Source organism: Pseudoalteromonas sp. MB41 (assembly GCF_020966275.1).
GTDB classification, from domain to species: Bacteria; Pseudomonadota; Gammaproteobacteria; order Enterobacterales; family Alteromonadaceae; genus Pseudoalteromonas; species Pseudoalteromonas lipolytica.
Window position 1 is genome coordinate 205,729 of sequence record NZ_JAJJZF010000001.1, and the last position, 13,373, is coordinate 219,101.

The 13,373-nt window shown below is 41.1% G+C and carries 7 protein-coding genes; all 7 read right to left on the minus strand.

Translation table 11 applies throughout. The annotated features are described in order from the left end of the window. Positions 1-45: 45 nt before the first annotated feature. A complete protein-coding gene (locus LPA49_RS00905) occupies positions 46-3,231 on the minus strand; it encodes an amidohydrolase family protein (RefSeq protein ID WP_180310926.1) in 3,186 nt (1,061 codons plus the stop codon). A 104-nt stretch (positions 3,232-3,335) separates the two neighbouring features. Continuing rightward, positions 3,336-4,160 (minus strand): M90 family metallopeptidase, encoded by an 825-nt coding sequence (locus tag LPA49_RS00910; protein WP_075593148.1) that lies wholly within the window; start codon positions 4,158-4,160, stop codon positions 3,336-3,338. A 96-nt stretch (positions 4,161-4,256) separates the two neighbouring features. Beyond that, positions 4,257-6,191 carry a hypothetical protein gene (locus tag LPA49_RS00915; protein ID WP_180310927.1) on the minus strand — a complete coding sequence of 645 codons (1,935 nt, stop codon included), beginning with the start codon at positions 6,189-6,191 and terminating at the stop codon, positions 4,257-4,259. Positions 6,192-6,280: 89 nt separating this feature from the next. Next, the gene (locus tag LPA49_RS00920) at positions 6,281-9,184 is read right to left on the minus strand and encodes a two-component regulator propeller domain-containing protein (protein WP_180310928.1); all 2,904 of its coding nucleotides are present in this window, start codon (positions 9,182-9,184) and stop codon (positions 6,281-6,283) included. 125 nt (positions 9,185-9,309) lie between these two features. Continuing rightward, positions 9,310-9,966, minus strand: coding sequence for a CatA-like O-acetyltransferase (locus LPA49_RS00925; RefSeq protein WP_036967488.1), 657 nt, complete (start codon positions 9,964-9,966; stop codon positions 9,310-9,312). A 264-nt stretch (positions 9,967-10,230) separates the two neighbouring features. Beyond that, positions 10,231-11,271 (minus strand): Glu/Leu/Phe/Val dehydrogenase, encoded by a 1,041-nt coding sequence (locus LPA49_RS00930; protein WP_036969160.1) that lies wholly within the window; start codon positions 11,269-11,271, stop codon positions 10,231-10,233. A gap of 402 nt (positions 11,272-11,673) precedes the next feature. Then, positions 11,674-13,200 carry a fumarate hydratase gene (locus LPA49_RS00935; protein WP_036967485.1) on the minus strand — a complete coding sequence of 509 codons (1,527 nt, stop codon included), beginning with the start codon at positions 13,198-13,200 and terminating at the stop codon, positions 11,674-11,676. Between the last annotated feature and the right edge of the window lie 173 nt (positions 13,201-13,373).

A 13,373-nucleotide genomic window follows, 5' to 3' on the forward strand; every position in this document is an offset into this window, starting at 1 on the left:
ACCATAAAAAAAGCGGCTCAATGGCCGCTTTTCACTTTACGCTATTTATATCTTTTCAAAATATAATTTATCACGTTGTTTTCCGCCGACTTCATTCATCGTTGCCGCGTCAAATAAACGACCATTCACCATGGTATAGTCGATTTTGTCGGTATCGCGAATATTCGTCAACGGGTTACCATCAATAACGATAAGATCCGCTAATTTACCCGGCTCTAATGAACCAATATTTTTATCTAAGCCGATGTATTTAGCAGGATCGAGTGTCGCCGCACGAATTGCTTCTAGCGGCGTCATACCGCCTTGAGCAAACATCCAGATTTCCCAATGTGCAGCTAAGCCTTCACGTTGACCATGAGCGCCCAAATTAACCAATACTCCTAAGTCTTGTAGCTCTTTAGCAACGCGTGCGTTGTTAAAGTGGTTGTAATGATGATCGGGTGCTTTTACTCGACGCATTGAGCGCGGTAAAAGTTGGTTTTTAGGCACAAATTTACTTAGGCGTGGGTGGTTCCACACATCCGTTTTATCATACCAGTAGTTTTCACCCCAAATGCCGCCATAAGCAACACCTAACGTAGGTGTATAACCTACATCACTTTGCGACCATAGTTGGCGAATATCATCATAAATGTTCGCAACAGGAATTGAGTGCTCAATACCGGTATGACCATCAACGACCATGGTCAAGTTATGCTGCAATAATGAGCCCCCTTCTGGCACGACCATCATTTCAAGTTCACGCCCAGCTTCAATTACTTGCTGACGCTGTTCACGGCGAGGCTGGTTGTATGACTTAACACTAAATGCACCCACTTTTTTCAAGCGTTCAAGGTGGAATTTAGCATCGTCAAGCGAGTCAATATGCGATGTATAGCCCGGCATATTGGCACCGTACAGTATTGTACCGGTAGAGAAAATGCGTGGTGCTACTATCATGCCTGCTTTTTGCATTTCACTCGCAGCAAAAATTTCGGTGGTGTCGTTCGATGGATCATGAATTGTCGTAACACCCAGCGATAAACCAGCAAGGTTTTTCCAGTTTTGTTGCGGGATTATTTCATCACTGGCTTGCGCACCATGAGCATGGGCATCAACAATGCCTGGCATAATCGTCTTGCCGGTCACATCAATAACTTCTGCACCTTTAGGAATTGTTACAGAGTCTTTGCTTCCGACTGCTTTAATGTGTTTTCCATCAGTTACAATCACACCATTTTCAATAACTTGCTCACCATTCATGGTAATGATGCGTGCGCCCGTTAGTGCAAACATCCCCTTTGGCTCAGCCATTGTTTTGGTAAAGCCAATGTTGTCACCACTTTTCACTTTAAAATCTGTGTCTGCGTTTTTATTTATGTCAAATAAACCCGCTAAACTTGCATGATAAAGCTCAGGACCAAGACTCCAATACAGTTTATCACTGGTTCCACTCCAGCTAATATTCTCGCCCGCACGAACTGATAATTGTTCAATTGGGAATTGACTATCTTTCGGGCCAATATTAATGGTTTTACCGCGTTCAACAAAAGGGGTTACAAACACTTTAAAACGCTCAGCAAATGCCAAATATTTACCATCTGGCGACACTCTGAACTCCGTTGCATGCTCAGACTCATACAGCTTACGTACTTCTTTTGACTCAAGCTCAACCACACTAAGCGTAGGTTTAGGCCATGGGCTCATTACATAAATACGGTCATTCATTGCGCCAAATTGCGGCTGGTAACCTGACTTAGTGATCAGTGAGGATTCACCGCCCTTGGCACTAACAGAATAAATGCCCGGCTCTAATGACCAGGTTGGATTGAGGATACTGCCACCCGATGCTTTACGATAAACAACCGTTTTACCATCTGGGCTAAAGGTAGGTTCTACATATTTACCTGGTTCTTCTGTTAACTTATTACCTCGTCCGCCTCTTGAAGAAACGACACGCACAGAGCCTTGTTCATTGTCATCCCACGTTGTATAAACTACTTTTTTACCATCGCGGGAAAACTGTGGAAATAACTCAAAATGATCGTCTTGTTTAGTTAAGCGTTTCACTTTACCTGACTCAAGATCACGCTTATAAATATGACCCAAAGCTTCAAAAATGGCTGTTTCACCGTCTGGTGAAATTTGCACATTGCGCAGCATTTTTACCGCAAAATTATCGCTATCGATATTGTGTGTAAACCGCACTGCTTTTTGAATTTGTTTATTGGTTTCTACCTTAAATGGGATACGTGATACTGATTTATCATCAACATCTAATTTATGAATTGTGCCACCAGCCCAAAACACTAATTGCGCATTATCTGGCGTCCAAGCAATGGTCGGGTAAACACCGTGTATTGCCCATGTTTCTTGCATATCTCGCTCAAGCTCACCATATAACTTTGTATGCTCACCAGTGTGAAGGTCATATAAATATAAGCTTGTTTGAAAATCATCACGCTTGATATAAGCCAGCTTTTTACCATCTGGTGAGGGGGTTGGACGAATAGCGCCCCCCATTCCATCAATAATAGTTTCAATTTCACCGGTTTCACGGTCATAGCGTTTAATTTTGTAGATACCCGCAACTGAATCTTTTGAGTAATGGAATGTTTTACCTGGTGTAGCATCATGTGAAAAATACACATAACGACCGTCAGGTGAAAACATCGGTTCACCTAAATCTTTTTGATCGTTTTCACGTGCCGTTAACTGCACTCCCTTACCACCGGCTTTGTGGTATAGCCAAACTTCACCCGCACCGAGTGAGCGGCTTGCTGTAAAGTGCTTACGCGCAACTAAATAGTCGCCATCGGGGCTCCATGCAGGGCTATTTAATAAACGAAACGTTTCGTCAGTGACGGCCTTTTGGTTTTCACCGTTGACATCCATAATCCAAATGTTATCACCACCACCTTGATCGGATGTAAACGCAATGTATTTACCATCAGGGCTAAAGCGCGGTTGCATCTGCCACGCAATATCACTTGTTAATTGTTTTGCCGTACCGCCCGAGATTGGCATAGTGTAAATATCACCCAACAGATCAAACACCAAGGTTTCACCATCAGGACTAATATCAACATTCATCCACGTGCCTTGTTCAACACTGATTTTGGCATCTAAAAACTGACCTGCTGGCGCATCAACTCGCCACTTTTCATCACCTGACTGCTCGGTTGCTATTACTTGCCCTGTAAAGGCGAGTGAAATCGAAACAGCCAAAGCCGTATGAAGCATTTTCTTCATGGAATTCTCACTTGTTATTGTTTTGTTATTTGCACACATATTGATTGCATCAAATAGCATAGCAAGATTCCAGCATTACGTGTTAAACAGTCGTAAATTGGCGACTAATGCCACGCAATGGGATCAAATTCATAATAGCCTACCAATAAATGATAAATTTCAGGATCGAATTGCCTAAGTGCAGCAGGCTTTTCAAGGAAAGTTTCGGTGATCACGGCAAAAAACTCGGCTTCATTGGTCGCCCCATAACTATGAATAACATGGGGCATACCGTAAGCAATGTGTGTTTTAAGCTGATTAAAAGCACGACTGAATACTTTGGCCCATTGTTGATAGTCAGCATTACTAGCAAGCAATGGCGTGCCTGTCGTTTTTCCTGTTTCTTGGTCTAGTTGATGAGCAAATTCATGGAATACCAAATTGTGGCCATCACTAGGGAGTCGGCTTCCTTCTAGCACATCGTGCCAGCTTAAGACCAAGGTGCCACCAGGCCATGACTCACCTTGTCTCACGGTATTATGATAACTAACAAGACCTGCACCATCGCGTGATGTTTGTGGTGCATAATAGGCACTTGGATATAATAAAATGTCTTTCACATTACGATATAAAGGCCAAGGCTTATTGAGCACTAAAACACATGCATCTGCAGCAACAATGAGTTTCATTGCATCATTTAACTGCAGGCCATCACACCCAATAAATCGCTTTTCATTTAAGAACCAAACAATATGACGCTCTAATTTTTCACGATCAGCGTCCGTCATTTTTTGATAAATAGGCATGTACTTCAACAGCAATGACTTCTGCTCTGAAGTAAGGGAATAGGTCAGGTACTTTTTATGCCAAAAATGATTTCGAATATCATCCCAGCGCCAGTAACCGACAATAAAAATGAGCAAAAAAAGTAACAAAACAAGGTTAAGCATTATCATCGCCTAAAATATAATCTTGTTACTTTAATGTGTGCAAACAAAAAAAGATCAATTGTCTGCACACATTTTTATTTAAGTTGCAGTAAAAAGTTACAGGACAGGAACCGTTGCCGAACCAGTTACCACTTCTTTACTGCCTTTGACTCGATACTCATAGTCGAAGGTAATCGTATTAACGTTACCAGACGCGTTATCATCAAGGTATGTTACATCCCACGGTAGTCCATGCATATACATTAAGCCATCTGGTAAAGAAGTATATTTAATTGCATTGCCCGAATCACCATAGGCCGTTTCATTTAATGCAATTGAAACTAGGTTTCTTAAACTATCATTATAAATATACTCACCAGAGACAATTGTAAGCTCTTCGTAAACAGGATTCATAGTGCCATTGTTTGTATAACCCGTTAAGGTAATATCAAGTTCGGCAAGTGATGCAATAGACGTTGGTAAGTACAATCTCACGTTATTACCACGACTCGATGATGCTGCACTCTCACCCGCTGAGTTAGTAGCGTGAATCAATTGGCCAGCTTTCAAACCATTATTATTATCGAATTTAACATCTTCGATTGAAAACGCAGCTTTATCAGCAACCGTAAATTCATTTTCAAATGAATAATTAGCAGTTAAAGCAGTTTCTTTATCAATCACTGAATTTAAACGGTACTTATAACGACCAACACTAAGCGCTTGCTCAGGCAATACTTCCACAAAGGTATCATTTAATGACAATGATGAAGTCGTTGTAATGTCTACATCCTTTCTAATAAAAAATGTACTGCCAGCAGGGACTGAATCTGTTGTTGATTCATTACCACGGATCACTGTAAGTGAATTGCTTCTCACCAATGAAAAGCTATCTTGTGTAAGCTCTATTGGTTTTGAGAAGAACAAGTAATAACCATTATTCAACGCATTAACAGTTTGGCTAAGCAAATCTACTTGCGTCGTTTGTGTGCCTTTATTGGCCTTAAAAATCACCGACACAACACCGTCTTCGACTTGGAAATTACCTTGGTTATAGATATTGCCGACCACCAACTCACCATTTTCTTCTCTAACAGAAAATGAATCAGATAAATAATTCTGACCATTTACATCTGTAAAAGCCGACATTCTTACAGTAAGTGATGAGCTGCCTTTAAAGTCATAAACATACTCATTTTCTGTCGCATCAAAGGTCAAAGGATTAGACTCAAAATCATTGCTTGATGCCACTAATTCAATATTTGAAAAGACTTGACCAGTTTCATCGATGACTTTAACACGTAATTGATACTCTTTTGTCGCATCTGTATCTTTAAACAAAATGGTTGCATCATCATTCAATGTGCTAAATGAGACAGAACTTTGATTGTAATAATTTTGTACAAGCTCATAATCATTAATAGCATCGTTATCAACATCCATATCGATATGAAGAGCAATTGCATTTCCCAAACCGACAGGTTTCTCAATTGAGTAAAGATTAGTTTGCTCGTTATAGGTCGCACTGAAAAAATGCTCATTGCGAGATTGCCACGTGCTATCTGTCAGGCCTAATGATGTAGTATAAGTGAACTGAAGGTCTTTAATGGGTGTATTTTCACCATCAAGCAATGCCGTGAATTGAATGGTCTCAGTTGTAGTAACTGAAAGTGAGCCTAGCTGGCTGACTCCAGAGCCTGAGTTACCATAAAATGCACGCTGTTGAAACGAACCATCAGTACTTGTCACAAGTAACACGTAATCAGAATGTTTTGGAATATTTTTCAATTCAAACATGCCATCACTCAGCGAAATCGCCTCTGACCAAGTATTGCCAATTTTAATTTGAATTTGTGCATTAGTCGCTAAGCTGTCAGTGACGTAATTTTTAACCGTTCCTGTTAAAGTCGCTGTTTCAGCTTCTTGAGTGGCCTTATTTTGTTCTTCAATTGCACTGACTAGTTCATCGTTATTGTTGTCTTCAACTTCTAAACAACCAGATAATAAAAAACTCGCAGAAATTGCGAGTGCAATAGTATGTTTTTTAAACATAAAAACTCCATTTAATTATTATTGTTTCCCTTGTGGGGTCTACTATTATAATGAACTTAAAATGAATAAAAAAGCCATTTGTGACCAATCTACAAAATTGATGTTTCTTTATTGTAAATTACCACTTTGTTCCTGCCATTATTTTTAGCGTGGTAGAGCGCGGTATCGGCATGAGAAAGTAGCCGATCATAGTCGGTAACATTTGCATTATCTGCAACACCGAAACTTACAGTGACAGACAGTTCTTTCGCAAGTTCAGAAAAATTATAATCCGCGATTTCTAAGCGAATAATTTCACATAAACGCGCGGCTTCATCAGCACCTTTATGAGGAAATAGTAAAGTGAACTCTTCGCCCCCCCAACGCGCAGCATAACCTTCATCTGGAAAGTTGATACGTAACAAACGGGCAATTTCACAAATCACTTGATCACCAATCAAATGTGAAAAATTGTCATTAATTAATTTAAAGTGGTCAATATCCATAATCGCAACACTTAAGCTTTGCTTATTATGTTGGAACTGACTAAAGTTCTCGAATAGCCAACTATCGAATGCTCGTCTATTAGGTAGCTGAGTTAATTGGTCATGATTAGCGAGATGCGCGAATGCATCTGCTTGGTTCTTTAAATCGTGCATTTGTTGCTCGACCTTCTCCGTCAGCTCTATTTCAATGCGTTTATAATGATATAAACGGTATTTATATATTGCATAGGCTATTAAAAATAAGCCCAAAATAAGCACTAATTTAAAGCTGGTCTTTTGCCAAAAATATGGCGCAATTCTGAATCGTAGCGTTTGTTCATTGTTTTGCCATTCACTATTTGGATAGCCCGCACGGACTTTAAATGTATATTCTCCCGGAGGTAAGTTTGTATACTCAGTAATAGCTAAGCGGCCTCTATCAACCCATTCTTCGTTGTAGCCACTTAAGTGAGTTTGATAATTTAGACGCTGCGGCATAATAAAACTTAAGCCTGCATAATTAAATGACACCCTTGAAATACCCGCTGGTAAACTTAGTACATCACTTTTAGCGGGCAATGCAACGGGCTTACCATCAACTTCAAAGCTTTCTATGACTGTTGACAAACGGCGTTTACTCGCTTCTTTTAATCGCTCAGGCTTTACAATCGCAACCCCTTTTGCCGTTGCAACCCAGAGTTGACCATCAGAATGTGTCACTGCTGCAGGGTTAGAACCGCCATTTGCTTGCGCGCTCAGCATGCCATCGCCTTCATCATACAACTGCATAGAAACAACAACTGACTCCGCATCCGTAGGGTTATCTAAAAATTCAGTAAGCTGGGTTTTATTGAGCTGAATAACACCTCGATTACTGGTTAACCACAACGAGTCACCTTGCTCAATAACCTGAAATAATTTATCAACGGGTAAGCCCTGTTCACGTCCAAACAAATGCATAACATCGGTCTTCAAATCGTAACGTATGAGGCCTCGATCCGTTGCGAGCCACATTTTTTCGCCATCAAGATAGAAACCAAACGCATATTCAGTGCTAAATTTTTCAGGAAATTCTATGTTAGAAAATGTGTTTAATGCGGGATCAAAAATAGACACTCCAACACCCGTACCAACCCATAGCTGGCCTTGATTATCTTCAGAAAGTGCCATAATAAAATTGCCAGCTAAGCCTTCTTCAGTAGTGTAAGAATGAATTTGTCCGTCGTCTGTGAGCTTTGTAAGGCCGCTGGCAGTACCGATCCATAAATTATGTGAGCTATCGAATAATACCGCTCGTACCTCATTATTAAGAAGCCCATTAGTGCGATTCTTAACTGGGTAAATTTTGTTATTCACCACTTTCATGAGGCCACCAGTGTACGTGCCCAGCCATACATCCCCATTTTTGTCTTCAGTTAAACTTAGCACTGACAGGGGATCACGTTCATATGCTTGGTTTAAGGTGGTTATTTCCCCATTTATAATTCGGTTTAAACCATTGCTACTGCCTACCCACAAACTACCATCAGAATGAGACAATACGGTACGAACATAATCTGAAGCAAGACCACGGCTTTGGCTCCAATTCGTAAACGGGGCTTCACGCAGTCTGAATAGCCCTGCATTAGTACCAACCCAAATGCTTTTTTCACGGTCCTGCAGTAATGACAGAATACGGTTATTCGGCAAGCCATCATCGGCATCGAGATTTTCAAGGCCTGATTGCCTCAATCTAAAAACACCTTTGTTGATTGTACCGAACCAAATGTCTCCTTGGGTATCTTCGAGCAAACTCGATATGGATTCATGATTGAGCGTTGCATCAACAGAGACAAATTTATCGTGTTGCTTTTGCCATGCCCCTTTTTCTGTGCCGACGATTAAGGTACCCGACTGAGTCAATAACAGCGTAAAAGCAGAGGCATCAGGTAAACCGGCCTCTTGACCAACTTTACTGACCTTTTTACCTTCAATTTTGTATAAGCCATCACTGGTTGCAGCCCAAATGACATTCTGTTTGTCTTTTATTAGTCTGTATGCACTCAGTTTATCAACCAATGTGTGTTCTGTTGCTTTTTCTGATGCACGATACACAATACCTTGTCCCTCAAGAGCGAGCCAAATTTCGCCTTGTTCTGAGATCAATGCATGATTAATCATGGTCGATGAACTTGGAAGCGACCGCCACTGACCCTGTGAGCGCACGGCAATCCCACCTCGTGCTCCAACAATGTATAAATCGCCATTATCCATGGCTATCAGACTTCTTAAACCTGAATCAGGCAATCCTGGGATCTCGGTTCGTGTAAAAAGTTTAAACTCTCGACCATTAAAACGCGCCAACCCTTCCCACGTTGCTATCCAGATATAGCCATCTTTCGTTTGTGCAACACTGTTAATGCTATTGTGAGGTAAACCTGAGCGTGTATTCCATGTCTCAGTAAAATAGTCACTCAATGAAAGGCGAGTTGATTCTGCAAAAGCGCTAAAACATACACACAGTAAAATGAGACTAACTACCCGCGCCATAAAGCTTAACCTTTAATTATTGTTCTTTTCAGTGATGCTGTGTGGTGCTCATATCGTCAACCAACACTTCCATTACTACTACATTAGTTGCAATTCTTACTCACTTTAATCACATTTAGCAACAATCAATTACAGTAATCATTAATTTTTTCTTGCAAGATTTGAACAAACCGAGCGACATGTAAACCATCCATTAAAGCGTGATGGACATCAATGGATAGCGGGATCTTGCCGGTTCGCTTATCGTATTGACCAAACACCAATTTAGGAATACCTAACCCGTGCCCCTCACTAACGGCATGTGAAAACCCCGTGAAATTTAGCCAAGGTAAAACAGAAATATGAATGAGATCGGGTTGCCCTTCTGTCGCTGCAAACGCTTCTGAGAAGAAAGGTTGCCCTTTGCTTTCTTTTGCTACCTGCAATGCATGCTCAGAAAAGCGTTGAATAGAATCATGTTTTTCAAAGTAACTGAAACGCAATGTATCATCATCAGCTAACTCAACCACACTAGCACGTACAGTTGATAGCTGAATAGGACACGAATCTATAATACGCTGGCGCATGGGCGCATAATCGTGGCAAGCCTCTAAAGTCAGAAAAATATAGCTATGAAAAAATGAATACGGCGCTGACTTACACTGCTCATAAAGTGCAGCCATGTCGAGCGACACACAAACATTAAAGTAAGGGAGACTAAATTCTTTGAAAAAAGCAAAATGTTGCTTACGAGGCCATGACTCAAGATCAATTACGTGACAGTCATTTGGAAGAGAATGCATTGGGTGGCCCTGTGAAATAAAAAAACAGTGTAGCCAGATACATTCATTAAGTCATGTAATTGCGATTAAAATCCGCGATAGTCTATTGGCTTTTTAGGGCTGTTTGCATGTTGTCGCAAATAAAGGTATTTGCCGTAATATGTTATAGCTGTAAGCTTAATTAAGCGGTTTATTTGGAATAATATTGCAAATGGGTATTGAAGCCTATTTGGGCACAAAAAAAGGCGCGCCATGCGCACCTTTTTAAACAGCAAATTAATTAAATTATAAGCCGTTTTCGATGATTTCTAATGCAAGCTCATCAGCAATTAAATGCGTTGATTTTTGCTCTTTCTCTGAGCGAGCAAAAATTTCTGTTAGCGTATCAAAAATACCTTCAACGTGCTTCGTTGACGCCTCTGCACTGTAGCCTTCTGGTGCTGTTTCGTAATACACATTAATGATACCACCAGCATTAATTACATAGTCTGGCGCGTAAAGAATGCCTTTTTCACGAATGATTTCACCGTGGCGAGACTCTGCGAGTTGATTGTTAGCACAACCAGCAATAATCGTTGCTTTTAAACGTGGAATTGTCATGTCGTTTACTGTTGCACCTAACGCACAAGGTGCATAGACATCAACATCTAGGTCATAAATTTCATCGATACCCACTGCTGTCGCATTAAAGTCATTAACAACACGTGATACAGCTTGTTCGTTAATATCAGTAACAAACAATGTTGCGCCTGCTTCATGAAGGTGTTTACAAAGACCATATGCAACGGCACCTAAACCTTGCACAGCAACCTTTATACCCGATAAATCTTGATGACCACGTTGATGCTGTAACGCGGCTTTAATACCTAAAAATGTACCATAAGCAGTGAAAGGTGATGGATTACCACTTTTACCTTCGAGACCCAGCACATAGTTAGTTTCTTTATTCATGATTGCAACGTCATCGCACGTGATGTTTACGTCTTCTGCTGAATAATAACTACCACTTAAACGCTCTAGCTGACGGCCAAACGCACGGAAAAGCTGCTCTGATTTAATTTCTTTTGCATTACCGATAATAACAGACTTACCACCACCGAATGGTAAACGTGCAACCGCATTTTTGTATGTCATACCTTTCGATAAACGAAGGGCATCGGTTACTGCGTCTTCGTCAGTCGCATAGTCCCACATTCTACAGCCACCTACAGCTGGACCTAACTTGGTATTGTGAACCGCGATAATAGCCTTAAGGCCTGATTCTTTATCTGAACAAAACACCACTTGCTCGTGGTTATCAAAGTCGACTTTATTAAATACAGCCACAGTTAAATACTCCGAAATTTTCTTACCCTTTTTGGGGTGTGAGCGCTGAAATTGCCGAGACTTTATCACTTCGTTTGCTCCCATGCCACTATATGAGATGATAAAACTAAGCTAAGTTACGCGATTGAAATAACAACGCAAAAAGCACGTTAAAACAGGAAATATATACCTATATAAATCCACATAAAGCATGATTAATTCAAAACAAAAGTAAATCTACTAAATCTTTTTTACGTGAACGTAAAGGTCAAGTATAGCGTAAAGAAAAAGTGACAAAGTAATTCAGTAGCAAAAGCCTGAAAACACACACTTTAAGTCAAAAGTGTGGATGAGAAAGAGACTGGTCAGAGCTGAAAAAAAACGGCGCTCGGGCGCCGTTTCATATAAACGATTTAATGACGATTATTTTAATTTACCATCAAGCTCTTCGATTTTAGCTTTCCAAATTGCTGGGCCTTGCGTGTGAGCATTGGCACCTTCGCTGTCAACAGCAACAGTCACAGGCATGTCTTCAACTTCAAACTCGTAGATTGCTTCCATACCTAAATCTTCAAACGCCACTACACGCGCTTTCTTAATAGCTTTAGATACTAAGTAAGCAGCACCGCCTACCGCCATTAAGTACACAGACTTATTGTTTTTAATTGATTCAACCGTTGCAGGACCACGCTCAGCTTTACCAATCATACCAATGATGCCCGTGTTTTCTAACATCATGTCAGTGAACTTATCCATACGCGTTGCCGTTGTTGGGCCTGCTGGGCCTACAGCTTCATCACGAACCGCATCAACAGGACCGACGTAATAGATAAATTTATTATCGAAATCAACACCTTCAGGTAAACCTTCACCTGATTGGATCATATCTTGTAGGCGTTTATGCGCCGCATCACGGCCTGTTAAAATAGTGCCAGAGAGAAGCACAGTTTCACCCATCTTCCACTCTTGCGTGTCTTCTTTAGTTAGCGTGTTTAAGTCAACACGGCGTGTGCCCTCGCCAACTTCGAACGTCACTTCTGGCCAATCTTCAAGTTTAGGAGCTTTAAGCTCTGCTGGACCTGAGCCATCTAAGGTAAAGTGAACGTGACGCGTTGCCGCACAGTTCGGGATCATTACAACAGGCTTAGATGCCGCGTGCGTCGGTGCCGTTTTAATTTTTACATCAACAACGGTTGTTAAACCGCCTAGACCTTGAGCACCAATGCCCAACTTATTCGCACGCTCAAAAATATCAATACGCATTTTTTCTTCTGTTGTCTCAGCGCCGCGTTCAATTAGCTCGTGAATATCAACCGGATCCATTAAAGATTCTTTAGCAAGCACGGCTGCTTTTTCAGCGGTACCACCAATGCCTATACCTAGCATACCCGGCGGACACCAACCAGCCCCCATTGTTGGGAGTGTTTTTTCAACCCACGCCGCAACATCATCCGATGGGTTCAACATGACCATTTTTGTTTTGTTTTCTGAGCCGCCACCTTTAGCTGCAACCATCACTTCAACTTCGCCACCTGGCACTAAGTCGATATGAACCACAGAAGGTGTATTATCTTTGGTGTTTTTACGCGTACCAGCAGGGTCTGCAACGATTGATGCGCGTAATGGGTTATCTGGGTTTAAGTAAGCGCGACGTGTACCTTCATCAACCATTTGCTGAACAGTCATGTCTGTTTTATCCCACTTAACATCCATACCCACTTTAACGAAACAGGTAATAATACCGGTATCTTGACACAGTGGACGTTTACCTTCAGCAGACATGCGCGAGTTAATTAAGATTTGCGCAATAGCGTCTTTTGCCGCTTTACTTTGCTCTTTATTGTACGCTTTTTCTAAGGCTTGGACGAAATCGAGAGGGTGATAAAAAGAAATGTATTGCAATGCATCTTCAATGCTATCAATGAAGTCTTGCTGACGAATTGTACTCATTACGGGTTCCTTAAGTTTTTATCACGTCGCTTAGTACGTGATCCTGAGTAAACCGGTGACGAAGATTTACTCTACGGGTTAGTCATGGCATCACTATAAAGGAAATCATAACGCTGCCAATCAAATTTAACTTATGATAACCTCCTCGCCCGTTTCGGGCTAGTTATTCAAGG

Coding starts and splice junctions, on each gene's coding strand:
- LPA49_RS00905 (WP_180310926.1), bottom strand. CDS start 3,231: ATGAAGAAAATGCTTCATACGGCTTTGGCTGTTTCGATTTCACTCGCC.
- LPA49_RS00910 (WP_075593148.1), bottom strand. CDS start 4,160: ATGCTTAACCTTGTTTTGTTACTTTTTTTGCTCATTTTTATTGTCGGT.
- LPA49_RS00915 (WP_180310927.1), bottom strand. CDS start 6,191: ATGTTTAAAAAACATACTATTGCACTCGCAATTTCTGCGAGTTTTTTA.
- LPA49_RS00920 (WP_180310928.1), bottom strand. CDS start 9,184: ATGGCGCGGGTAGTTAGTCTCATTTTACTGTGTGTATGTTTTAGCGCT.
- LPA49_RS00925 (WP_036967488.1), bottom strand. CDS start 9,966: ATGCATTCTCTTCCAAATGACTGTCACGTAATTGATCTTGAGTCATGG.
- LPA49_RS00935 (WP_036967485.1), bottom strand. CDS start 13,200: ATGAGTACAATTCGTCAGCAAGACTTCATTGATAGCATTGAAGATGCA.